We start from the raw sequence: 22,512 nt of genomic DNA on the forward strand, positions 1-22,512 counted from the left end.
CTTACTGAAACTCCATAGTCAGGACAGTTTCAGCCAGCACCATCGACCCGTTGAAATCTGCTGTTCCTGTCTGAACAAGCTTAGCCTCCAGCTGCGGTGGATTGGTCATATCAACGTTGAAGGGGGCTCCTACATCCTGTATTACACCGTTTACAAGAAGTTCAACACCCAGAATGTTTGAAGCGCCTACTACAGTCAGTAATTTATGTCCATCGAAGTCCACCCCATTTCCATGGTAATCAGTAAATGTCATTGTAGCTGCACCTTCAGTATCACCGGAGCAGGTCATTGCACCATCAATCGCCAGGGTATATTCACCAATTAGCCTGAAGCCATTTGCCATGCTGTAGGTAACATTTTTCCATTCCTGATAGGTTATGTTACCCCCGCTTCCGGAGTTAAAGGTACAGCTCCCCGTTACCACCACCGTGCCGCTGATATTGATATTCATTTTGAACTGGTCGCCCGCTGCCCGCCCGCTAAGCGCCATCGTCGGAGCGCTGAACAGCAACATCGTCACTGTTACAATCAGGCCGGGGATACAGCGTTGAATAAATGTATTCATCTCGTCATGGCTCCGTTTACGGGTATTCCGCGTCAATCGTGGCCGTGGCGGAGAAGGCGCCGGGCACCAGTGACTGATTTTTAATGGCGTCCGGCTCAGCCTGCACATAGGCCTGCAGAACGATTTCCGTCGTACCGTCATTTAACGCAAATCCGGTCATGGCCTGATTCACCGGCAGGTTTTTACCCTCCGGGGTTTCAATACCAATGGCAACGCCGGCGCTGCCGGAGCCCGTCGCGGTCAGATAGCCCGGCAGCGGTGTGCTTTCTGCGCCGGTGAGCGTAAGGCTTACCGTTTTCCCCAGGCTGATGTCACATTCCGTCAGCGAAATGGTAAACGGCACGCCCGGCGTGCGAACGTCTTTATAGAGCCCTTTCTCAATCACCGTGCCGAAGTCCACCGTCTGCGTGTTATTGTTCACATCCAGCGTACAGGGCTCGGTGACGAGCGTGCCGCTTATCTGCAGGTTGTTTTCCAGCGCCTGCGATGGGCCAGCGACCGTCAGCCACAGCAGCAGGACCAGCCCGGGCATTACTCGTTTTTCTCTCATCGTCGCGATATCATCAGTCATAACTCACCTTAAAGCCGGCCACCGCACGAAACTCCCCCGTCGTGAGCCTCTGCGCCGTGCGCACCGGCGTCACCGTGTACGTCAGAACGTTATCGCCGGGTGCCAGGAACAGTGGCTCTCCGCGCTCACCCGGCGTAACGGGCCGCCCCAGAGGGTCAGCAACGGCCAGCCCTACGCCGCTTACGCCGGTCGCTTCTAACAGGCCGGGAGCCTGCGGGAGAGTGACGCCGGTAAAAGAGAGCGTTACCACAGGCTGAATGGCATCCTGCGTGCTTGTCCCGGTATACCGGTCAGACTGATTTCCCCCGGTGCGGCTGCAGCGGCTCAGCTTAATCCGGAACGATACCGGCTCCCCCCTGTCTCCGGTTTTGGCGAGCACATGGCGGGCAACGGGACCAAGACTCACCGTCTGGTAAGCTGACGTCATGTCCAGCTGGCAGGCGCCCTCAAGAAGCAGGCCATAGACGCGCAGCTCACCGTGTTCGCCGTCCACGTTCCAGTCATCCACTGCGGTCGCGGTTTTCGACAGCGCGCCGCTGGCCAGCGCTGCCAGCAGGCCCAGCGTTAGCGTGGTCTTCCGCCAGCTCATACCGGACAGAAATTCCGCCGTGTCATTTTGTCGGTTCATGTCTGACTCCCGGATTCAGGCATACGAGGAAAGCATCAACCCTCTTTCGTTCCGGTAACGGTGCAGGTAGCGCCCCTGCAGCTGAAAAGAAGCTGCGGTCGACCGCCGTAGTCGTTAATAAATGTCAGCACCGGATGGCTGCCCAGCGCGGATGCACTTCCCCCAAGCGTCAGGCTGCCTTTTGGCGCCACCATATCGGCCTTAAAGCCCGGCACATCGGCTCCCTTCTCGCCGGCCGCCGCATGAACAATGGTCACGTAATAGCCGGTCGGGTTATTCACCGTATAGCGGTCACCGCTTCGGGTCAGAGTCAGTGCCTTTTGCGGTACCGCTCCGCTCTCCAGCGCCAGCGATGCCGGGCGATAGAACAGCTTCACCCGGGTCTGCAGCGCAATCTGCAGCGTGTTGGGCTTATCGCTTTTAGGCGGAATTTCGCGCAGATTGAAGTAATAGAGCGATTCCCTGTCCTGCGCCAGCGGCGTAGCTCCACCGGTAACCTGAAGTTTTATCTGGCTTTTTGCCCCGGGCTCAACGCGCTGAAGCGGCGGAAGGGCCGTCAGCGGATTTTCAATCTTGTTCCCCTGAGCATCTTCAACCCAGGCCTGAGCCAGATAGGGCAGCGTCTTGTTCTGGTTTGCGATAGTCAGGGACGTGGACGTACGGGTGCCGTCAAAAATAACGCGCGTCCGGTCCAGGGAAATAGCGGCCTGCACCGGCTGTGCTGCCATAATCGCTGCTATGGACAACGCTGCCGTGCGGGAGAGGGTCTTAAGTTTCATGTATCGGGCTCTCGCGGATTACTGGAGGCCAGCTTTTTCGGAGCCAGCCGGTTAAACAATATTTCCGTCAGCTGCGGTCGTTATGCCTGCAGCCTCCGGATGTTCTGTCACCACATTTAAAAGGGGGCCTCCCTGCCCGACCTGCTTCCTGGCACAGCCCCGTCTGTCGTGGTGGTACAAGGCTAATTGCCTTTAATCACCGTTTTACGGGTGAGTGAGACGGTCCTTTTCCGCACCGATGGCACCGTAGCTGAGGCCGCCCTCGTGCGGGATAGCGGCGGCGACATCGTGCGCTTTTTGTTCCTTCCGTTTACCATCAGGCACAGCCCCTCCCGTCACGCCTTCACACGGCAGAAGCAGGGTCCGGCTCATGTCTTCCGGCAGTTCCGGCGGCAGGTGGATATGGCACTGCACCTCACCGCTCCAGCTGACGTTCATTACCCCGTCAGCCCTGAGGCCAGTCAGCCAGACGTTGCCACCGTCACCCACAACCCCCGTCTGAATCTGGTCCGCATTGGTTACCGTTGACCCGAACGGCGGCGCGCTGCCGTCGGCGAGCTTAATCACCGCCATGGCCTTCTGCCCGGACAGGATGCCGAATTTCCGGTAGCCGATAGCGCCTTCCGTCAGGGTGTCCTGAATGACTGAGCGGGTGGCATCCACATCATCCGGCAGAGCATCCAGGTCCACGTTCACGCTGCTGCGATAGTAGCTGCTGATATCCGTGATAACCGCCTTGCCGAACAGGTTGGTATGCGCCACGCCTCCGTACCCGCGAACCGGCACATTACTGACCCCGTCCGTGTCTACCATCATGCGGGTGCCGCCTGAATTTCCTGCGCGGTGCAGCGCAGCGCCATACAGGGTGGCGGTCATGCCCCCGCGCAACGACATGCCGAACGCGCGATAGTTGCTGCTGTTGTAGCTGGCATTAGCCGTCATTTCGGCAATATCCCCTTCATGGGTAAAGTAGCCGCTGGCCGTGCTGTCGCCGCCCTGTGCGGCGCCGGCTGAGATCCGGTAGTTATTGTTTTCATCAATACGGTCGTAATAGCCCACGCTGTGGCTGCTGACACCGCCGCCAAACTGTCCGCTGTAGTCCAGCGCTGCACTCCTGCCCCAGGGCAGAGACAGGCTGACGTACATACCGTCATCATTTTTTCCGTTAACTTTGGTACGGGAAGCCGACAGGTTCAGACTCACGTTGCGGAAGGTGCCGGCATCAAAATACGTTGAAACCGATGCGTTCCAGGTATTATTCGCCTCCCGGTCCCAGTAGGTCTGATGGCTATAGTTCAGGTACGTGCTCATGTTCACATCCCTGAACTGCTTGTTCAGGGAGACGGTGTACAGCTCCTTGCCGTTGCCGTTACTGGTGGCGCTGTGGTAGCGCGTATCAAGGTACTGCGTCATGCTCATGAACTCGCGCTCTGAGAAGCGGTATCCGGCGAACGTTATCTGACTGTCGTACTCGTCAAAACGCTTTGAATAACTCAGGCGATAAGACCCACCCTGCCGCGTTTTCTGGTCGGGCAGAACTGCCCGCGACTGCGTGACGTCAAAAGACAACGCCCCGAAGGCCAGCAGGTCACGTCCAAGCCCCAACGCCAGCGCGTTATAGTCTCCGGCAAACAGGCCGCCGCCGTAGAGCGACCAGCCGTTGTTCACCCCCCAGGAGAACTCGCTGGTCAGGAAATCCGGCCCCTGGCTGTGATGGTCATAGTCCGACGGCTTACCGGCAGATACCTTATAGCGCACCAGACCCGGGCGGCTGAGATACGGAATGGAAGCGGTGTCAACCTGGAAGGTCTGCACGCTGCCATCCTGCTCCTGAACCTTCACATCCAGCTTACCGGTGACCGTGTCGTTGAGGTCCTGGATACGAAATGGCCCTGCCGCAACGGTGGTTTCATACAGCACCCGCCCCTGCTGGGTGATAGTGACCTTTGCGTTGGTCTTCGCCACGCCGGTCACTTCAGGCGCATATCCGCGCAGGTTCGGCGGCAGCTGGCTGTCATCTGTTTCCAGGCTGAGGCCGGTAAAACGGAAGCTATCAAACATCGATGAGGACAGATAGTTTTCCCCCATCATCAGCTTCGCGCGCAGGGACGTAATTGCCCTGTAGGCGTAATACCGGCTCCAGTCCCAGCTTTTTTGCGTACTGCCGGTCTGCCCGCTCGTACGGTCATAGCTTGCCTGCCAGTCAGCGCGCAGGCGCCAGGGGCCGAGGTTGACGCCGGTAGTCCCGTTCCCGCTCACGGACTGCTGTTTTCCGGAGCCTGCCTGGCGGGTGTCCATAGCGTTAATGTCATAGTCAAACAGTAAACCGGTTACACCGTTGTCCCAGCGCGACGGAGGGTCCCAGCTTTCTGAGGTATATTCCAGCCAGGCCTGAGGGATGGACAGGTATAGCGCGCCGGTGCCCAGGTCCGCTCGCGCGGTCATCCCCTCAAGCGACGCCGTATTCATGCACTGCCCGTTATGCCACCACGTCACCTGACGAAGCGCGCTCTCTTTAAGGCCCATATCCGATACCAGCTCAGGCGTCAGGCAGGGCTCAGACCCTTTCGGATCGTCATCCGGCGCGATAAACGAAATAGTCTGTTCCGGCAGCTCTGCCTTATTAATTCGAACCACCAGATGGTAGTCCCCCGGCAGCAGATAACCGGCCCGGGAAAACTGATTCAGGTCGATGCGGCTGCGGTCCTTAACGTCAAGGACGTCCGTGTTAAATTCGATAGCGTCTTCCGCAGCCTGCGATACCTGCCCGGCAGATAGGGCAAGGAGCACCAGTAACGTCAGTGGACGAAGCGTAAGGTGGAAAAAGTCGGCCCTGAGACATACGGCTTTAGCTTTACGGCATTGAAAAGATGAATATCGAATCAAAAACACAAAAAACGCTCCGCAATGGCTCCGAATTAAATCAACCGAAAAGAAGAAACAAAAAATAATTAAAAGAAAACGCCCTCAGAAATAATCGACCTTGAAGCGGATAGTGCTCCGGTAGTCGCCGGCGCGCAGGCGGTGCGGCGCCGCAACGACGCGCAGGGTGTACTCAAGCACCTGTGCTTCCGTCGTTAGCGGTACACCCGGAAGCGGCACGCCGGGACTGGCTACCTGCCCGTTCTGGTCACTTATCTGTATCCCAACCCCGTCCGCACCTTCTACTTTGAACAAATCCCCGTCGGCAACGCCGTCGAAGGTCACCTGAAACCCGCTCCATTTTTTGGCATGCGGCGCCCGGGGCTCGAGAACGCAACTTGTCAGGTGGATAAAAAACGGCCTCGAAGAGCCAAGACCGTCATGGATAAGCTCTCCCGTCGTATCTACGGCGAGGTAGACCACCTGGTTAGTGTCGCTTGTTTGTATGGCGCACGGCGTGTCAATGATGCTGCCTTTCATGCTGACGGTGCCGTGCCCCCGATCCGGAGCGCGCGCATGCCCGTCCGCCGGCAGCAGCGCCATCAACATGAAGGGCAGTACCCGCCTTGTGTTAGAAAGCTTTCCCATCTCCTCCCCTTGAAAGCCCGGCATTGCCGGGCTTATTCAGAACGCAGGCCTGAAGGCAGTAGTACTGCATCGGCTTGCCGAAACGCTTAGTTGTAGGACAGGGTAAAGTCAGCGGTGGAGGAGAAATCACCCGGCGTTACCGACGCGCCATTAGCCTGTACGTAGGCTGAGAAGGACAGTTTGTTGCTGCCGTCGCCGATGGTCTGCGCATTTGATAGCGTACCGTCCAGTTTTACAGGCGTGTTGCTACCATCGGTGATCACAATCCCTGCGCCTGTTGCAGAGCCGGTGATACCGAGCATGTCTGAGTTATTGGCGTCGGTCGCCCCGGTAAAACCAACAGATGCGCCGCTGGTCAGTTTGCTGGCATCGCATTGCTCAAGCTGAATATAGAAATTTACCGGGGAAGAGGTCTGGCCGTTGTTTAACGCGGAGTTAGACACCTGCCCCAGGTCTACGGTCTGGTTGGCCGTTTCTGCCGTAATGGAGCATGGCGAGTCAGTAATAGAGCCAGTGAAGGTAATAGTACCGTGGCCCTGATCGGCTGCATTAGCCGCGCCGGCAACCATAACCATACCTAATGCCACAACGAGTTTATTAAATTTCATGACTTTTGCTTTCCTTAAGAATATTTAAAATATCCTGACGCTTCAGGAACTATTGCTATCAGAAAACGCACCTTTTTCTTTCTGTTTCAGACAACAGGAAACCGTCGAAAATATGTGAAATATTTCCGTATCAGTTAAGGAGGTTTTTCCGCCCCAGCCTATATAGATTGAACACGAACTATATTTAAGCCGGACATACCGCAACAGCACGGGGCATATTTTCCCTGCGTACCTCGTTAGTGTCAATTTTTGTAAGAATACTCCGAAAACATCACTTAACCATTTGATTTACAGATATTTTTACCAAGTGATTTCGTTAATCGCTCTTGGATTAAAGTATCAAAAAAAGCAAATTACAGAGTTTTTTGCTCCAACGTAACCTCATCAATCCGACTTTTCCGGTTTTAAATTCTGCATAAAATATTAAAAAAAGTATAAAATAAAATAATGAGTCCGGATTGTTAGTGATATGTACTTAAAATAAGTCTTCAATCAACCGAAACAATCATCCATTCATTTAAAAAAGCATGCACTCAGGGTTATTAATCGAAGTAAATCAGACAAAAAAAACTATTTTGCAAAGGCCCTTCATTCATTGCATTTAAAAATCAGGACGTAAAACTCCTTTTTCTGCTATTTATACGTAAGTCTGTAAACGGCATTCTGGCAATCACACTGCTTATGCTCTTCATGCAAAAGCGTCATCGGTGTAGTCAGGCATCTGCCATAGGGCTTAATTGAGATCAAACTCAACCCATTAACTTTCTCGCAATTCAATCGTGTGCGGCCCAGTTATTATTAATAGTCTCGTGACATACCGGGTCACTCTGCTGCCGGGTTTGTCTCTGGGCCTGGCAGTGCCTATCTCGCGGGCATTCAGTTTTGATTTTGGGGGACTTCATTTCATTGAACAGAGACATACCCCTGAACGTACCCCCAGAAGGAAGTGGATTACAGGAGATGAGAAGAGACCTCAGCAGACGCTGATTTTGATAATGCGCTTGTTTTTTAAGGGATTTTGCAGACTTCAGGAGAGGGTGTAAGAAGAAAGATTGGTACGCCCTACAGGATTCGAACCTGTGACCTACGGCTTAGAAGATAGTAGATCATCATTTAATACACTGATTTAAGGCCAGAAATCCATGCTCGCGCAAAGTGATGTGTCGTACTGTGTCGTTAAGTGCAGTTATCAGAAATTCATCTGCGTTATGTGGCGACACAATTACGACACACCATTTCATTCGTTCGAGTCACACAATAGGATTCGAACCTGAGCTATCAGATAGTCGGCCGGTATGGCTCATACACAGCCAGCACTTCGGCCGTCACCTTTCCCAGCACCACTACCCCATCTAAACCCTGACCGTCGATCGTCTCGCCGTCCTGAGTGATGATGCCCGAGGGGAACAGTTTCCCAATCTGCGGGTAATCCTCAAACTGGAATGCAACCTTGTCGCCGGGCTTAGGCGGGATGGAACGGTCAACCAGCACAAACCCTTCCGGAGTTTCAATGCGCATCATATTGGCCGGGTTAGGCATCAGAATGTCATTCAGGCTTAGTCGGTGCTCAACATGGTCCTGCGCAGGAGATGGAAATCCCATGGTCAAATTCCCCCGTTCGGGTTGAACTGGGCATAAGTCTTGACCTTCCCCTCCTGCGTGGAAACGTCACGGAACGTGCTTGCGTGCGTCTTTATCCACTGATTAGCCTCACGCAGGCTGAAGTGCCAGTTTACTCGCTCAAGCTGATGGACAAAGTTCTGCGTGGTCACAATGTACCGCCCTGTTGAATCGCGTTTAATGGCATTGACGAATGCACCTTTAATCTCGTAGTCGCGCGGCATGACAAATCCTCCCTTGATAAATACTGTATGAATAAACAGTAATATCGATCGGTGGTTTTGATCAAGGGCAAGACTCACGCTTCTTTTAAATGCAAGCATAAATATTTTCCAAATCATGCTTGCTTGTAAATATATACAGTTGTTATTATGCAAGCACATTTCACAAAAACGGTGCATGCAAATGTCAAAAAGTAATGTAGAACCAGCAGGTAAGGCGAAGGGCGGGATTGCACGAGCTGAGTCCTTAACAAAGGAACAGAGATCTGATATTGCAAAAAAAGCAGCTGCTGCTAGATGGGCATCAAAACCGCTCAAAGCCACTCACAAGGGGAATTTTAAAGATTACTTTGGCGTAAATGCAGAGTGCTACATCCTAGATGACCAGACCAAAACTCCTGTAGTAACAAAGACAGGGCTTGCTAAGCTGCTTGGCATTGGCGATTTAGCGCGCGATATAGACAGGCTTCTTGAAGCACCGTACATGAAAGAACATGGTGATCCAGAATTGAGGGCTAAAATGAAGAAAGCCTTTAATTTTCAATACAGTGGGCAATCCAAAAATATCACAAATGCTCATGGTTACGATATCACCACGATTGTGGATATTGGAAAGGCTCTTATTGATGCCAGAGAGGCTAAGGCTCTGCCGGAGTCCAGGATTGCCTCCGCTGACACAGCGCAAAAGATTATCAACGCCTCGGCCAAGTCTGGCATTCGTGGCTTAGCATACGCCGTAGCAGGCTATGAGCCTGAAGCTCAGGAAGTTATTGAAGCTTTCAAAGTCCATGTGCAGGAGGAGGCTAGAGCTTGGTCAAAAGTGTTCCCGGATGAACTTTATTATGAATGGTACCGACTCTACGGACTTAACAAGCCTGACAAGGGAGGTCATCCGATCGCTTTCAGGTGGTTTACAGAGCGCCATATATACAAACCGTTAGCGAAAAGCAAAGGCGTGGTTTTTGAGTTGGCGAAACAAAGCCGTGATGAAAAAGGCTCTCGTAGCGACAAGATCCATCAGTTCCTTTCTGAGGTGGGAGACAAAGCGCTTCGCCATCATATCGGTAAGGTTGTAGGCATGGCCTCGATGTCAGAAAGTAGCGAGCAATATGAATCGGGCCTGAAAAGGGTTTTTGGTGAAATCGAGTAAGGCATGATAACCCGGCCACCGTGCCGGGTTTTTTATGTCACTCGTTCAGCAGCACTACACCAAAAAAAGACTACCGCTTACGCTTGTTGTTGAGTTGTTTATGAATAAAATTTTTAATGTGGAAGGTGAATGGATGCAACTCCCATCCGGCAAGAAGTGAAATCCACCCTACGTCCTTCTTGCAAGCACAGTAGAGAGCCTAAAAACAACAGAACGCCTTTGCGCGTTCGAGAGCTTCACCTCACTTTGTACCTGCCCTGTTCATTGGGGGGCGGGTATTTTTTTGCCCACAGTTTCAGTGATGACTAATCTCAAATGACACCCCGCAGCCTGCTGAGATGGGCGCGGTCCGTTCTGCCCCGTCGCCGGGGCTTTTTTGTGTAATTTATTATTCGGCAGGCTCATTCGACACATCATCTGCCTGCATATTACCTGACGGTTCAGGCTCAGATGGCCAGATCGGCGGATTAAGTAAGGCCCATTCCATTTTCATGCTTGTTTTATTGACGTCATCAGTAGATTTGTTAATCGCGCTGATCAACTCTGTAATCTTTGTTTTGGCTGCTTCCGGGTCATTAAGCATCTCGAGCATCAACGGCATAAGGTCTTTTAGGGCTTCAGTATGCATCCCGGCAATGGCGCTATAATCCAGTGACAACGTCTCTGTGAGTATCGTCCCATCCTCCAGCACCAGGGGGTCTTTATTCCGGGTCACGGATTCGGGAAGAACTTTTAACGCGTCCTGAGCTATAACCCCCGCTTTTCGATCTCCATTTAAGTCATATGTCATCCCTCGAAGTGACATAGACTTCATTAATGCTGATTCGATAAAGGTTTTATTAAACTTCAGATTCGAATCAGATGTTGGGTTAAAGGATGATGCATATACTGCTCCGCTAGATCGTACTTGCAATGTTTCCGTTCCATTCTGGACCATCCTGAACTTATGATATTGACCAGTTACAAGATAATACTGCATGACTATATTGAAGCTGGGGTCAGCAGCCACAATACTGAGACCATCACCAACAGTATTACTTCCGTCTGCAGAAAGTTTATTTACGGTCAGTGCAGATGAAATTGTACCGCCGCTCTTGCCATTAATTGTATTTAATCGTGAGTCATCTCCTGCAGCTACTGTGCCCGCTACGGTTCCCACGTTTCTTGTTGCAGCGTTACCTAGCCCGGCCAGTGATTTACTCAGGCTGCTCCATGATGGGCCACTGTATTGACTGCCATCTGGAAGGGTAACTGTGATATTTCCTGAAGCGCTGTAGACCTGCTGCCAGTTCGCCTTGTCGAGATTTAGCCCGCGAATGGCCCTTGCTGTATCAGCTGCGGTCTGAGCAGGAATACCTACCATTGCTCCGTTAGGTAAAGCCGTCCATGCTACACCTGATGTTGTGGGCCCATTGTAAGCGGTAATCAGCGTCAGTCCGGTAGCGGAGTTTACAGATTGCACAGCAAGCGTGTACGTGACACCTCCGACAATAGTAATGAGGAAGTCATTCGCCTTTAGCTCGGAAGAGAAATTAGTACCTGAGCCGTTAACTGCGGTTGAGTTGTTGGTTAGTGCAATAGTGCCTGCTGGCATAGCTTTCTCCGGGCAATAAAAACCCGGCGCGGTGGCCGGGTTCATTGATTTGAGTTATTTACTATTTATCGCAGGTGCTCTGAGTGAAGTTTGACTTAGAAACCCACTTCCATCCAAAAGGATTTCCTGCGTAATACTTAGTCTGGCTTGCTACACTCTTGACGCCATAGATAGGCACCTTTACATCCTGACCGCCGATTCTGGCAGTTGCAGAGCATTTTACAGGAGGTAATGTCTGGCATCCGGCGAGTGTCGCTGCAACAACTAATAACAGAATTTTTTTCATTTCATCATCCTTGCTTGGTTCCTATCCTTGTATCCCAAACCAGGCAAAGCATCAACAAAACCAATTAATTCACAGGATCGAATTATTCAATATTTGCTCACATCTATAGCATTCAATTTACACCGGGTGTTAACCACTACTAGATTACTCACGCCACCGGGAAAAGAGTCACCCACGGTTCCATGAGATCTGATCAGTGTTTGAATGCCATTGTAATAGGCAACTGTGTAAAAGAAATTTGAGTACGGCCTGACTCCCCCCGAGTTAATTACGCCAGTCGCTCCCCCGGTAATGGTAGGCGCAACAGCCCAATCACCATTAAGGGTTGTTTGATAGTACATACCTGACTGTTGATCTACATCCGGGTTTCCTAGTGATGTCACCCCTCTCAGGACTTTGGTTTCATTATGGATAACACACTCGTTTTTTTCATTCCAAATTGCCATGCCCCATTTTGGAATTGTTGCCTCAACCCGATATCCAAAAATGTATGCCGTTATGACAGTTCCGCTTGGAAAGCTATTATTCAAAACCCAGTCAGAGTTTTCAAGGTTGCCACGCTGCAAATAGAAATATCCATCTTTATTTGCCTTTGCGAAAACAAATCTCATTCTCCCATCATCAGGAAAAAGGAAGAAATATCCGCCTGCATTCCCCGTCGTGAAGGTTTTTATGTCAATCAGCTTTAATGGTAAAGTTCCATCAATATAAAAAGGAACTCCACTTTCATCTGACAATAAAGCTCCATATGACATTATTGAGCCCTCAAAAAAAACAGGTAATATCCAGCATTGGCCGCTTCCGTTCCGCTTGAGAAATCCCCACCTCCAACGGCTGAGAGAGTTACTAAACCTCCATTTATGGTTACCCGCCTTCGATTTGTGGAAAAGGATATTTGAGAGGATTGAAAGAGATAATCCATCACATATCCAGATGGGATGATGAAGTTGATCGATCCGGTTTGCTGCTCCGAAACTGTCCATGTACCTACAGCTAAAATCCGGACCAATCCGGTATTGTTATCAATGCCGTTTGAATCCCATGTTCCGAGACCGTATCCCATCAGCTTAGCTTCCCTATTCTTACACGCAATACACCGTTGCCGTCATATACGCTTATCTGGTTATTGGTTTGAACCATCCTTCCTTGGCCTGGCTCGTATCCGTTGTTTTCAAATACGCCGCTCTTATTAAGAGCCCACCCCGTTGCTCCTGATACGAAGTTTGTAGATTGAATGACATTTCCGATTTTTGCGTTTGTTATTGATCCATCCTGAATAAAGGCATCGCGAATGAAAACCTGCCCATTCACAGCTGCAAACGCCAACTGATATGTGCCGTTGTTTGTGTTATAGATGCCGAAGTTATCAGCGCTGAATAGTGCGTACGACTGAGTTGAGCCTCCACTCCCCTCGACACCCAGTTGCATGCCAGCAACATATTTGTTGCCGTTACTATCTACCTGCACCTTCACGCCCCATTGGGCCGAAAGCTTGCCGCTGAGGTCAGAGTAAGCGCTGGAAACCTGTTGCACAGATGCTGTGTTCTGGTCTGACTGAGCCTGAATTTGCTCAAATTTCTGAGCGTAGGCGCTGTCGTTGCTGGCAACCGTCTGGCGTACAGAGATGATATCGGCGCGGTTGCGCCCGTAAGCCTCGAGCTGGTGGTCAACAGATGCGTCAAGGTTCAGGGCATTCTGCAGTATCCCCTCAATGTTCGTATCAATGTTGGAGGTAAGCCGGTCGAATGCTTCCGACTCTCTTATCGCCTTATCGATGTAATCAATCATGCCCGGAATATCGGAAGATGCCTGACCTGATACCTGTACGAAAGGAGACACTCCAAAGGCGTTTTTGGTCCTGACGTACATGTAGTAGGTTTTATCAGCCTTCAGGCCATGAAGAGTCCACTGTGAAGCCCTGCCGAGAAACTGCGCCTCCGTCTCCACGGCACCGATAGAGCTGGCCGGCACCTCCCCTGTGTACCAGAACTCAAATGTCGTATCTGTTGTTGCGCTGACATTCATCACCGGCACGATATCGGCCGAGAAGATGCCTGGTGTCCACTGTATGAACGAAGGTGCAGAAGGCGCGCCAATCACCAGGCTGACCTGAGTTTCGGCACCCTTCATGCCGTTTTCGTTGCGGCCACGCACGCCCAGCGTATAGATACCGGCATCCAGTCCATAGAAGTCATAGCGAAACTGGTCTGTTTCGTACTGAGCAACTACCTTCCCGTCCGCGTTATAAACATAGAGTTCGAACACGATCTTCTTTGTAAGCGTTGCTGTCTGCCAGGTTGCTGTGACCTGAATAGTCTCGCTATTGACGTTGATGATCCGCAGGTTTTCGATGTTCGGGACGCGATATCCATTCAGGGTATCGTTAGGCGTTTCGAATACAGCGCCATCATCCACCACCGCCTGCTTGTTCGGGTCATAGAGCGTTGCTGAGATGCTGTATACAGAGTTATTTTCGTCTTCAGAGACTCCCATGACGCGAAACAGCCGCGTTGCCACGTCACCAGTAGAGATGACGAATATCGTTCCGTCTTTAACCCAGTTCGGCGCAGTTCGCAGGGTGATGATACGCCCTGAGACTGAGGCAATCTGATAGCGGGTGAATTTGCCATTCGAACCCATCAGCGACATTGTGTCGCCGCCGCCGGCCAGAGATGAAACATCGGCATCCACTGTTATTACGGCGCCGCTATGAGAAATGATGCGGCCGCCAAGCCTGGTGGCGGCATAGTCATTATCCATGACCTCAATGACATCGCCCGGGATGAAGGCAATAGCATCTCGCGCCATCTTGAAAGTGACTTTTTTGGTCTCTCTCTTGCAGGTTTCCAGCAGCCATTTACCGGCGCGGAAAGCTTGCCCGCGGGAGGTGCAACCGAAGGCTTCCAGCGTCGTTTCGTTGTAGCCGTACCGGTCAATCATCTGGTCATCAGAGACGTATTCTTTGACCTGCTCCCATCCGTTGTTTGGGTCAGTCCATGACACCACGACGGCGTTAAAGCGCTCTGAGCGTTTCATGGAGCTGTAAGTAAATAACCCGTCCACAACGCTGGCGTTGGTTACAGCTGCCACCGGGTCCCGCGGGTTGTCCAGCATGATTGAGAATCGCATGCCGTCCCACAGAGCAATGCCGCGGAACATGCCTGCAATCTTGTCGAGAATGTCGCGGGCGCTGGATTGCTCAGTGATGTAAGCATTCAGGGTGAAGCGTGGTTCTTTGCCGCCATATCCATCATCAACAAGCTGATCGCAGAACTGAGACAGGATATAAAGGCTGCCATCATCAACATCGATGTATCCTGCCCGGCGGGCCAGCCCAAAACGCGTATTTTTTACTAAGGCGCGAAACAGCCATGCGGGGTTATTGGTCCATGCGGATTTAAACCCGCCGGTCCAGATGCCAGAATATGTTCTGGCAATCGGGTCATAGTTGTCCGGCACATCAACAATAAGCCCACGCAGGTGATAGGTGCGGGTTGGCGTGTCGGTGTACTGGTCCCGGTCAATCACTGCGCCCGCTACGGCTGAATATGGGTATGACAGGCTATCGTCGGTGATTTCAGTAAAGCTGTTCCAGATGGTTCCGTTAGTAAGCAGGTCGCTGGAGCTGTCAGCAGTGACACGACGCAGCCGGATATCAAATGGCTTCTGCAGGGGGGCATCAATGATATGCGCCTCAAGGTACTCTCCTGATATTTTTCCGCTGATAGTAACCGTTTTCTGAATGCTCCATGAGCCAGCCGAACCGTTGCGCGTCTCGATCACCATGGTCACCGAGGTTTCGTGCTGGTTTCCTTTGGTGTCCTGCTCTACCAGGCCGGTTACACCGATGTTCATTCTCACTCGAGTCACGTCAGTGTCAGTTACCGTACGTACCAGCGGTGTGCTCTGCGTTAAGTCTGTATTGACGACCGTGGTCGCTTCAATCGCGTCAAAGCCGGTGATCGGCGCCTGATTTGCAGAACCCGGCCGCCACGCCACGCTGACTCCGTTGATTGTGACGTTGCCAGCTGCATCAGTGACGGACGTTTTATTCACCATGAACGAGGAAAGGTGGTTCTGGTCTACCGGTCCGTAAATCGGGCCTTCAGAGATGAGATCGAGGGCTTTGAGAAACTGCTTTGATTTGAGGTTGTCGTCGATAAGTTTGGGAGTGCTTCCGCCACCGCCGCCTGAGCTCATGCTTTCACCTTAACTGATGGAAATGTCCCAGTCCTGATTGTTGCTGGTATCAATACCGAGAGAGATAACGTTGCTGCCAACCACCATTTCGCCCAGGAGTATTGGAACCGCCCGGCCCTGGCCGATTCGGTTCTCTGCGCTGGTAAAAGAGTTGTTGGTAATGGAATTTGTGTCCTGGTCTGCGGCGCTCTGCGTCTTCATGTGTGAGGTCATATAGAGCGAGTAAGCAACCGAGGCGACCGTGACGGCCACCATGATCCAGACTGCAGCTACGGCGCTGATTGCACCTTCTACAATCGGCACGAAGAGGACTGTCGCGCCGTCTTTCAGGTGCCTGTTCATGTGGAATTCGAGGTTATCCTGTGACACGTCACCGCCATCGATGCGAAGACGCAGACGGGTTTTATAGAAATCGCGTTTGAATTCGGGGCATTGAGCAAGCAGAAGGCGCAGGCCTTGCGAAGGCGTATCGACGTTCAGAGTGATTTGGCGGAAATGTCGTCGGAGATTCCCCGCAAATCTAAAGATGAGCATTGTTCATGCCTCCATATAGAGTGCGTCAGGCTTACATAGGCTTGCCGGTAAGGTTCGCGGCGGCTGAGGCGCCCGGCCAGTTCGTGATGAAGCACTGTGTTGTCTCCTAGCCATAACATTGCGTGGCAAGGGTCTGATTCAGGGAAGGCGCGCCGGATAATCACATCCCCCGGCAGAATGTCGGCCGGAGTAACTTCGTAAAATCCGTTAGCAGCCATATTCTTCAGGTAGAGGTTTTCACCCCGAACCCACCATCCGTTAGTACGCTCGAAGTCTGGCAGGTCGATACCGCACAGGTGGTAGGCGTCCCGGAAAAGCGTATAGCAATCCATCACGCCATGGTCGAACCGGCGGCCCAGTAAATGCGGTACCGGTCGGAACTTTAGAAGCCTGCCGGCGCTTGCCAGCCACCACTCAATTCCGGTAGAAATCTGCGCCACCCTGTCGGCAGCCGAAAGAACGAGCTTTGGCTCAGGATGGGAATGAAAAACGGCGGTGATTTCTCCCGCCGCTTCTGCTCTCATCCAGTCTGTATCGCTTATGCGAAAGTTTCGCCCCGGGTCCGGGTGCTGGTTATCACAGCGCATGAACCGAGCGTCATCAATAATCAGACCACACACTTCATCCCGGGATAACGCTGCATATGTCAGGCATTCATCTTCAATCATCAGGACACCTTGGCAGAGCCGGGATAGCCGCCATAGGGCAGCGGCTCAGGTTTAGGGAATCGCATGCGACATCCGGTAAGGTGCTTTGAGCACTTATCCCGTGACATGTCAGAGGTTGGATTATCTTTCTCATCAGCAACCGGCCCGCCGGAATAACCACAGCCGTCGCCGCGGTAAACCCACTGGCAGACATCCGCCAGAATGGTTCGCGCCGGTATGATGGCGTTATCGCAGTCAACCGGTGTCGCCAGGTTGTAGGTCACGGTCTCGAATGTCTCTTCCGCCATCTCCTCTATGACGTAACGAGACACGGCTTCCATAGTCGGGTCTGCATCGGCATTACCATTCGGGAAGTTCACCGCGTCGAGATGCTTTACCAGAACCTGACGGCGCGTCACTACGGCACCAAGCGCATCATCGAAATCGTGGTTGATGCCAGTGATAAGGCCGGTGATGTTCGCCACCTTCATCGTCGGGCGCGAATAGGTGCCTTCGGACTTGGTTTCGAATCCCTCAACCGCGATCGGATAGGCTGAGTACTGTCGGCCCTGCCAGATGACGTCGCCGTAATAGCCGTTCGTGCCTGCATGGAAGCGAATGACATCACCGCCGAATGACTGCAGGTCCACTTCGAAAAGGTCGAGCATCGCGCCAACACCCGAGTCAGTGCTTTCGATAATCAGTTCTGCTGGTATATCTCTCATCTCGGCACCTGCTCAAACGTGGCGGTCAGCTCATGCTTATTGCCTGTCTTCTTCAGTGACCATGACCGGCACACATACAGCCTCTGCACGCCGGTATCCGATGGCGTCCAGTAGAACGCTTCGACAGCCATCCTTGCTTTCAGGAACGCATCGGCCGCTTTAGCCGCGTTAGGTCGTGAGCATTTGGCATCGTCGAAGCCAACGAAAGTCAGCTGGTACCGCCCCATTAACGGGTTGATACCCTTAACCTGCCGCTGCTCATAACCATCGCCCAGCTTAACTACGGCTACATCAGGCGTACGGTCGCCCGTGAAGCCCTTTTGAGGGCTCCATATGAAAGTTTCTGGCATGGGTTATCTACCTTTACTGAGTAAACCTGAAGGGCGCTGCTGGTCTTTGATAGTCCGAATGGCAATAGTCTGCATCATCTGCGCCATCTGCTTCTGCGTGGCTTCGTCAACGCCGCCAGTGGTTTGAATGTCGAAGTTGAAATTCATCACAAGCCCACCACCGGCTCCGCCCCCACCGCCAATATCCCGGTTGCTGATTACCGAACCATTGTCGCCGGGGATCATGTACTGGCTGCCATTGCTGGCTTTGAAGATTTCAGGCTTACCGCCTTCACCTACCCGGTACATGCTGCTGGCGTTGACGGGACCGCCGTGCTCGCGAGCGCCACCCATAGAGATACTGCCAATGCTGGTCAGGAGTGATGCGCCAGCACTGGCAATCGCAGCATAGTTAGCAAACTTTTGAGCTGGCGTTAAAGCTGTTGGATCAGCCATGGCCTGTGAAATGGCCAGTTGCAGGTTTAGTGCTGCCTGAGCTACGGCAAATCCTTTGCTCAGAGCGAACATGGCCTGATAGGCGCCGCTGCTTTTCCCTGCCGCTCCCGCGGCTAAGTTTGCCAGCCCATCAAATCCCTGCGACACCGAACCAACAATTGAGGAGATAGCCTGCGACTGCATATTTGCTTCGTTCACTGCAATCTGCTGACGAGCATTAGCCGCCTGTTGCTGGATGGCAGTTTTGGCATCTTCATAAAGCTGAGCGTTCTGTATGTCGATAGCCTGATACTTAGCCAAGGCAGCAAGCTTTTGTTGCTCCTGAAGGTCTATCTGTGCGTTTGGGTCTTGCACGGCCCCAGAGAGCGCATCAGGTGTTGCTTTAGCTGCTGCTACCTCCTGACCTGCAAACTTCCGCCCCTGCTCAGCCTGGGCCAAATCCCGGACGGCTTTGGCGCTGTCGAATGTTTTCGCGGCGTAAACTCCCGCCTGTCGAATTTGGTCTTCTGTAGCCGCTTTTCCTAGAGATTGCTGAGCACGCAATATCGCTTGCTCACGACTCAGATCCTGGGTAGATGTTGCAGCCAACTCAGACTGTTCTTTCAGGTCAGCCAATCTTTCGCTAATGGCTTGCGTCTGAGATTCTGTTCTCTTCCCTTCACTATTATTTTGCTTAGTAGCTTCAGTATTCCGGAGGGTCTGCGCGTACTGGTCTTGAAGTTGTTTAATGCGGGGGTCGTTGCTTTTCCATCCAGCATCCTCAGCATCATACTGAGCCATCAATTTCGCGCGGGCTTCTCCCTCAACTTTCGACAGGGCAAGCCGGCGCTGAGAGTTCTGCAGTAATTTTTGGGTTAACTTATCGTCTCCACCTGTAGATGGGCTGTTAAATGTCCCATTACTCTTAGCATCGCTTGCAGCCTTGGCTCGAATGCTAGCAATCTCCTGCTCAACCTGTTTTAACTGAGATGCCGCCTGCCCCCTTCTTTGCTGAAAGACTGTGTCAGTCTCGTACCAGCGCTGACCATCTTTAACCTCATCATTCAGATCCTTTTGCATCTGAATTAATTTAGGCATTCGAGATGCATCGCCAGCGTTGCGATTGTAGTAGTTAAGGTTGTCGGAGACGGTCTGCATCAAACCGGCTAGCGTTTGCGTAAGCCCAATAGACTGATTCAGGTCACCAATGACGTTTTTAAAAGCAACATCTAAACTGTTTTTTGCCCGCTCGACGCTAACCGGCATTTTATCAAATTCTTCATTCACTACCTGCGCTCTGCCCTGAATAGCATTCAGCGCATCGGCCGCTGTTAACTTCCCTTCAAGCATTCGCTGCCGAAGCTGGCCCATGCTGAGCCCTAACCCTGTAGCGATTTGCCGGGCAAGTTCAGGCATCTGTTCCAAAACAGAGTTGAACTCTTCTGCCCTCACAACGCCGCCTGCAATTGACTGACCGAACTGGCGTAGGGCGTTGCTCATTTCCTCTGCAGAAGAACCTCCGATCGTACCTATTTTTTGCAGGGTAGATGTCAGAGCTAATATTTGAGAGTTTGTGGCACCGGCCTCTTTTAGGCTGGATGTCATCGACTCCCAAAGTTTTTCGGTATCTGCCAGGCTGTTACCGGTAGTAGATGCAATTGAGGAAAGAGACTTCATTGTCTCTTCAGCCTCTATTGCGCTACTGCTTAACCGGGTAATGCGAGCTTGAAGCACCGACATGTTGTCGGCGATTTCAATAATGCGGCGCGCAGTATCAATTGTGAAGGCAGCGGCAACTGCAGCTCCCACTCGATTTAAAGATGTTTCTAGTCGGTCAGCTGATCGGCTTGAACGGCTCATCCCATCCTGCATGCTATCAAGCCGGGAGTTAACTTCTCGCTGCGCTTCAAGTAGCTTCGCAACCTCTAACTCAACCTCGTAAACAATATTGCCAAGCTGTCTTTCGTTAGCCATTCAATTACTCCGGGCGTAAAAAAACCCGCCGGAGCGGGTTGATATTATTTGCAGGCCTCTCGCCCTACATAGTAAGCAATGGACTGGTTTACTATGGGCGCCATACTCGGATCGGCTTTAGCATTTTTCATTTCTTCGAGTGAGTCGCCAGACCCGAGATACTTGACCTCGTTCGAGTCACAGTTGTAAATGCGCTGAGAGAAAGTAGTACCGTATGTCCCTTCCCTTTTGGTAACTATCGTCCTCAGATTCCCCTGACTACCTTTTTCGATCACGGTATAAGTGGCTTTAGAATCAGTCGGGATTTGAATCTGATACGGCGCTGATGAAGCGCCAAAAGAAACGATGATTGCTACCAAACCTAATGCCTTCTTCATGCCCCACCCCCAAACGTAAAAGATGGGATAAATCCTAGCATGGAGTGGTTGCAAGGTGGTGCAAAGAAATCAGCTAAAGCATAAGCAACTCTTGCCGATACTATGTACTGAGGATGAGGTCATGATATTCTCTCGCCCTCACAAAACGGAGGGTCCGCAAATGAACTTGGAACAGATCGGTAGCTCAGTTTTAGCTAACCTTCAGCTACTGATTGATAGTGCGGGTATACCCTTGGCGGTAGGCGCTATCACTGATGAAGATTATCAGTGGCTTTCTTCTCAATTTGTTGAGCTAAACTGGGATTTCGCATTTGCTGAGTTTGGTAATCATGACAACAAATTTGAGATGACAGTTAAGCTGATCTCATCGGAAAGCGGAATTCCAGCGGGTGCGGCAATTTGCACCTACAATACAGAAGCAAAGAGTTTTGACATCCAGTTTGTAGAGAGCTTTGTTAGGCATGTACCGGATCATCCTTTGCATGGCAAAATGCTCAAAATAACGTTAATTGCTGCATATCTCTTTTGCTCGGCTGTTGAATGTTCTACCGTCAATGTGATAGAACCAGATACCCAAGACCTCATGAATCTATACAGTTCCTTTGGATTCAGGGGTGATGACACGCTGATGACAGCATCTATCGCAGAGATAGAGCATGTGATTATGTCTATACTTGATGTCTAGGTAGACAATCACAATATTAAAAGTATAATCCTTGGCCCATCACGGTCGTGGTTTGTGAAATGGTCCGCCGCGTGTTCCGTAGATATTGCCTGTAGTTGCAGGCACAGGAGAGCTCATGAAACATATCCGTCAAAGTAAAGCTGCAGAAGTTCAAATCCGTACGTCTGATGCGTTTGCACGCATGGGTGTAGCTATGGAGAACATGCTTGCCGCTGCACCTAAGTTTCTGGCTGCAAACACCATTGATGGTACTAAAGAGTGTCATGGTAAGAGAAAGAGCGCCAAGCAAGCCGCTTAACTCCCTCCACTCTGAATAAGCCCGACCTCTGTGTCGGGTTTTTTAATAGACTTTCTGCGTCCGCCTGGCCTTCCTAGCCATAAATTCTTCAGTCACTTGATCATACTCCTCACGCGTGAAGCCCTTCTGTTCTGGAAACTTCGCAGCCAGCATCATCTGAAACTCCGTCATCGTTAGCTGCTCTGCCTCTTCCCTGCTCATACCGAGATGGGTTCGGGCCGCGCTGATGTACTCGAAGGCGTTGAATTCAGATGATGTGCTGCTTCCTTCATGCCGCTGCAGCTTTCTGACTTTTGCCTTGCCGATGATTCCGTGCTGAATGAGAGACTGTGCAATCAACACCATGTCACTAATCGGCATCGCACCGGGCCGATACATGAATGCGCGTCGTCCTGTTTTACCTGGTACGATCTCGCCGGTTAGCGGAGTCACATCACGATCGCAGCAGGCGACCAGCACAATCATAGCGGCAGATATCGCAGCTTTAGAGCACGAGGAAGATAGGAGCCATTTAAGCGCGAAAGCCGGCGCAATATCGCTGCCGCTGTATGCAGCATAGAATCGTCGCTGATGCTCAGGGATAGCCTGATAGTTCTCAGCCAGAGCTTTCAGACGTGGCGTCGCTTCGTCGTTATGCAGCGCGTAGAAAGTCTCTACGATTTCCTCTGGCGTTCCGATGCGGGACATAGCAGTGAAAGATGGTCGAAAGAAATACTCCTCGGCACCGCTGCTAATCAGGCACTCGCCTATTTCCTTCCAGGGCGTCATTGAACCTC

At 51.7% G+C, this 22,512-nt stretch carries 24 protein-coding genes; 3 read left to right on the plus strand and 21 right to left on the minus strand.

Going from position 1 to position 22,512, the window contains the following annotated elements:
* Position 1: 1 nt before the first annotated feature.
* The 9 genes from LZU96_RS14840 to LZU96_RS14880 all read right to left on the minus strand — a co-directional run bounded on the left by LZU96_RS14840 (position 2) and on the right by LZU96_RS14880 (position 8,604).
* Positions 2-565: a hypothetical protein gene (locus LZU96_RS14840; protein WP_233984991.1), complete on the minus strand. Its 564-nt coding sequence runs from the start codon at positions 563-565 to the stop codon at positions 2-4.
* A 16-nt stretch (positions 566-581) separates the two neighbouring features.
* A complete protein-coding gene (locus LZU96_RS14845) occupies positions 582-1,136 on the minus strand; it encodes a fimbrial protein (protein WP_233984992.1) in 555 nt (184 codons plus the stop codon).
* On the minus strand, positions 1,129-1,764 hold the full coding sequence (locus LZU96_RS14850; RefSeq protein WP_233984993.1) for a fimbrial protein: 636 nt from the start codon (positions 1,762-1,764) through the stop codon (positions 1,129-1,131). The genes LZU96_RS14845 and LZU96_RS14850 overlap by 8 nt, the downstream gene beginning before the upstream one ends.
* 35 nt (positions 1,765-1,799) lie before the next feature.
* Positions 1,800-2,543 (minus strand): fimbria/pilus periplasmic chaperone, encoded by a 744-nt coding sequence (locus LZU96_RS14855; RefSeq protein ID WP_233984994.1) that lies wholly within the window; start codon positions 2,541-2,543, stop codon positions 1,800-1,802.
* A gap of 204 nt (positions 2,544-2,747) precedes the next feature.
* On the minus strand, positions 2,748-5,345 hold the full coding sequence (locus LZU96_RS14860; RefSeq protein ID WP_419149891.1) for an outer membrane usher protein: 2,598 nt from the start codon (positions 5,343-5,345) through the stop codon (positions 2,748-2,750).
* Between the two features lie 165 nt (positions 5,346-5,510).
* The gene (locus LZU96_RS14865; protein WP_233984995.1) at positions 5,511-6,053 is read right to left on the minus strand and encodes a fimbrial protein; all 543 of its coding nucleotides are present in this window, start codon (positions 6,051-6,053) and stop codon (positions 5,511-5,513) included.
* An 86-nt stretch (positions 6,054-6,139) separates the two neighbouring features.
* Positions 6,140-6,661 (minus strand): fimbrial protein, encoded by a 522-nt coding sequence (locus tag LZU96_RS14870; protein ID WP_233984996.1) that lies wholly within the window; start codon positions 6,659-6,661, stop codon positions 6,140-6,142.
* 1,278 nt (positions 6,662-7,939) lie between these two features.
* Positions 7,940-8,263 (minus strand): LexA family protein, encoded by a 324-nt coding sequence (locus LZU96_RS14875; RefSeq protein WP_233984997.1) that lies wholly within the window; start codon positions 8,261-8,263, stop codon positions 7,940-7,942.
* A 2-nt stretch (positions 8,264-8,265) separates the two neighbouring features.
* Entirely contained in the window at positions 8,266-8,604 is a 339-nt protein-coding gene (locus LZU96_RS14880) for a DNA polymerase V (RefSeq protein ID WP_419149882.1), read from the minus strand.
* Positions 8,605-8,686: 82 nt separating this feature from the next.
* Between LZU96_RS14880 and LZU96_RS14885 the strand changes: the two genes are divergently transcribed.
* Positions 8,687-9,652, plus strand: coding sequence for a P63C domain-containing protein (locus LZU96_RS14885; protein WP_233984998.1), 966 nt, complete (start codon positions 8,687-8,689; stop codon positions 9,650-9,652).
* Positions 9,653-10,040: 388 nt separating this feature from the next.
* Here the strand turns inward: LZU96_RS14885 and LZU96_RS14890 are convergent, their stop codons facing one another.
* The 11 genes from LZU96_RS14890 to LZU96_RS14940 all read right to left on the minus strand — a co-directional run bounded on the left by LZU96_RS14890 (position 10,041) and on the right by LZU96_RS14940 (position 20,753).
* The gene (locus tag LZU96_RS14890; protein WP_233984999.1) at positions 10,041-11,246 is read right to left on the minus strand and encodes a tail fiber domain-containing protein; all 1,206 of its coding nucleotides are present in this window, start codon (positions 11,244-11,246) and stop codon (positions 10,041-10,043) included.
* 61 nt (positions 11,247-11,307) lie between these two features.
* Complete coding sequence (cor, locus tag LZU96_RS14895; protein ID WP_233985000.1) at positions 11,308-11,532, minus strand: phage exclusion lipoprotein Cor; 225 nt, start codon at positions 11,530-11,532, stop codon at positions 11,308-11,310.
* Between the two features lie 86 nt (positions 11,533-11,618).
* Complete coding sequence (locus LZU96_RS14900; RefSeq protein ID WP_233985001.1) at positions 11,619-12,269, minus strand: hypothetical protein; 651 nt, start codon at positions 12,267-12,269, stop codon at positions 11,619-11,621.
* Between the two features lie 17 nt (positions 12,270-12,286).
* The gene (locus tag LZU96_RS14905; protein ID WP_233985002.1) at positions 12,287-12,595 is read right to left on the minus strand and encodes a hypothetical protein; all 309 of its coding nucleotides are present in this window, start codon (positions 12,593-12,595) and stop codon (positions 12,287-12,289) included.
* Entirely contained in the window at positions 12,595-15,732 is a 3,138-nt protein-coding gene (locus LZU96_RS14910) for a host specificity protein J (protein ID WP_233985003.1), read from the minus strand. The genes LZU96_RS14905 and LZU96_RS14910 overlap by 1 nt, the downstream gene beginning before the upstream one ends.
* A gap of 9 nt (positions 15,733-15,741) precedes the next feature.
* Positions 15,742-16,266 carry a tail assembly protein gene (locus LZU96_RS14915; protein ID WP_233985004.1) on the minus strand — a complete coding sequence of 175 codons (525 nt, stop codon included), beginning with the start codon at positions 16,264-16,266 and terminating at the stop codon, positions 15,742-15,744.
* On the minus strand, positions 16,209-16,934 hold the full coding sequence (locus LZU96_RS14920; protein WP_233985005.1) for a C40 family peptidase: 726 nt from the start codon (positions 16,932-16,934) through the stop codon (positions 16,209-16,211). Before LZU96_RS14920 ends, LZU96_RS14915 begins: the two co-directional genes overlap by 58 nt.
* Positions 16,934-17,638 carry a phage minor tail protein L gene (locus tag LZU96_RS14925; RefSeq protein WP_233985006.1) on the minus strand — a complete coding sequence of 235 codons (705 nt, stop codon included), beginning with the start codon at positions 17,636-17,638 and terminating at the stop codon, positions 16,934-16,936. The genes LZU96_RS14920 and LZU96_RS14925 overlap by 1 nt, the downstream gene beginning before the upstream one ends.
* Positions 17,635-17,988: a phage tail protein gene (locus LZU96_RS14930; RefSeq protein ID WP_233985007.1), complete on the minus strand. Its 354-nt coding sequence runs from the start codon at positions 17,986-17,988 to the stop codon at positions 17,635-17,637. Before LZU96_RS14930 ends, LZU96_RS14925 begins: the two co-directional genes overlap by 4 nt.
* Before the next feature lie 3 nt (positions 17,989-17,991).
* On the minus strand, positions 17,992-20,376 hold the full coding sequence (locus LZU96_RS14935) for a tape measure protein (protein WP_233985008.1): 2,385 nt from the start codon (positions 20,374-20,376) through the stop codon (positions 17,992-17,994).
* 44 nt (positions 20,377-20,420) lie between these two features.
* A complete protein-coding gene (locus LZU96_RS14940; protein WP_233985009.1) occupies positions 20,421-20,753 on the minus strand; it encodes a hypothetical protein in 333 nt (110 codons plus the stop codon).
* A 160-nt stretch (positions 20,754-20,913) separates the two neighbouring features.
* Here LZU96_RS14940 and LZU96_RS14945 point away from each other — a divergent pair, with 160 nt between their 5' ends.
* Positions 20,914-21,438: a hypothetical protein gene (locus LZU96_RS14945; RefSeq protein WP_233985010.1), complete on the plus strand. Its 525-nt coding sequence runs from the start codon at positions 20,914-20,916 to the stop codon at positions 21,436-21,438.
* Between the two features lie 115 nt (positions 21,439-21,553).
* Positions 21,554-21,736 (plus strand): hypothetical protein, encoded by a 183-nt coding sequence (locus LZU96_RS14950; protein ID WP_069025916.1) that lies wholly within the window; start codon positions 21,554-21,556, stop codon positions 21,734-21,736.
* Between the two features lie 42 nt (positions 21,737-21,778).
* Here LZU96_RS14950 and LZU96_RS14955 read toward each other — a convergent pair whose 3' ends face one another.
* Positions 21,779-22,504, minus strand: coding sequence for a DUF6246 family protein (locus LZU96_RS14955; RefSeq protein WP_233985011.1), 726 nt, complete (start codon positions 22,502-22,504; stop codon positions 21,779-21,781).
* Between the last annotated feature and the right edge of the window lie 8 nt (positions 22,505-22,512).

This window comes from Pantoea agglomerans (genome assembly GCF_021397715.1).
Taxonomy (GTDB): domain Bacteria; phylum Pseudomonadota; class Gammaproteobacteria; order Enterobacterales; family Enterobacteriaceae; genus Pantoea; species Pantoea astica.

Coding starts and splice junctions, on each gene's coding strand:
- LZU96_RS14910 (WP_233985003.1), bottom strand. CDS start 15,732: ATGAGCTCAGGCGGCGGTGGCGGAAGCACTCCCAAACTTATCGACGAC.
- LZU96_RS14890 (WP_233984999.1), bottom strand. CDS start 11,246: ATGCCAGCAGGCACTATTGCACTAACCAACAACTCAACCGCAGTTAAC.
- LZU96_RS14885 (WP_233984998.1), top strand. CDS start 8,687: ATGTCAAAAAGTAATGTAGAACCAGCAGGTAAGGCGAAGGGCGGGATT.
- LZU96_RS14880 (WP_419149882.1), bottom strand. CDS start 8,604: ATGCTTGCATTTAAAAGAAGCGTGAGTCTTGCCCTTGATCAAAACCAC.
- LZU96_RS14840 (WP_233984991.1), bottom strand. CDS start 565: ATGAATACATTTATTCAACGCTGTATCCCCGGCCTGATTGTAACAGTG.
- LZU96_RS14875 (WP_233984997.1), bottom strand. CDS start 8,263: ATGGGATTTCCATCTCCTGCGCAGGACCATGTTGAGCACCGACTAAGC.
- LZU96_RS14920 (WP_233985005.1), bottom strand. CDS start 16,934: ATGATTGAAGATGAATGCCTGACATATGCAGCGTTATCCCGGGATGAA.
- LZU96_RS14955 (WP_233985011.1), bottom strand. CDS start 22,504: ATGACGCCCTGGAAGGAAATAGGCGAGTGCCTGATTAGCAGCGGTGCC.
- LZU96_RS14905 (WP_233985002.1), bottom strand. CDS start 12,595: ATGGGATACGGTCTCGGAACATGGGATTCAAACGGCATTGATAACAAT.
- LZU96_RS14940 (WP_233985009.1), bottom strand. CDS start 20,753: ATGAAGAAGGCATTAGGTTTGGTAGCAATCATCGTTTCTTTTGGCGCT.
- cor (WP_233985000.1), bottom strand. CDS start 11,532: ATGAAAAAAATTCTGTTATTAGTTGTTGCAGCGACACTCGCCGGATGC.
- LZU96_RS14855 (WP_233984994.1), bottom strand. CDS start 2,543: ATGAAACTTAAGACCCTCTCCCGCACGGCAGCGTTGTCCATAGCAGCG.
- LZU96_RS14845 (WP_233984992.1), bottom strand. CDS start 1,136: ATGACTGATGATATCGCGACGATGAGAGAAAAACGAGTAATGCCCGGG.
- LZU96_RS14945 (WP_233985010.1), top strand. CDS start 20,914: ATGAACTTGGAACAGATCGGTAGCTCAGTTTTAGCTAACCTTCAGCTA.
- LZU96_RS14915 (WP_233985004.1), bottom strand. CDS start 16,266: ATGCTCATCTTTAGATTTGCGGGGAATCTCCGACGACATTTCCGCCAA.
- LZU96_RS14850 (WP_233984993.1), bottom strand. CDS start 1,764: ATGAACCGACAAAATGACACGGCGGAATTTCTGTCCGGTATGAGCTGG.
- LZU96_RS14930 (WP_233985007.1), bottom strand. CDS start 17,988: ATGCCAGAAACTTTCATATGGAGCCCTCAAAAGGGCTTCACGGGCGAC.
- LZU96_RS14935 (WP_233985008.1), bottom strand. CDS start 20,376: ATGGCTAACGAAAGACAGCTTGGCAATATTGTTTACGAGGTTGAGTTA.
- LZU96_RS14865 (WP_233984995.1), bottom strand. CDS start 6,053: ATGGGAAAGCTTTCTAACACAAGGCGGGTACTGCCCTTCATGTTGATG.
- LZU96_RS14925 (WP_233985006.1), bottom strand. CDS start 17,638: ATGAGAGATATACCAGCAGAACTGATTATCGAAAGCACTGACTCGGGT.
- LZU96_RS14870 (WP_233984996.1), bottom strand. CDS start 6,661: ATGAAATTTAATAAACTCGTTGTGGCATTAGGTATGGTTATGGTTGCC.
- LZU96_RS14950 (WP_069025916.1), top strand. CDS start 21,554: ATGAAACATATCCGTCAAAGTAAAGCTGCAGAAGTTCAAATCCGTACG.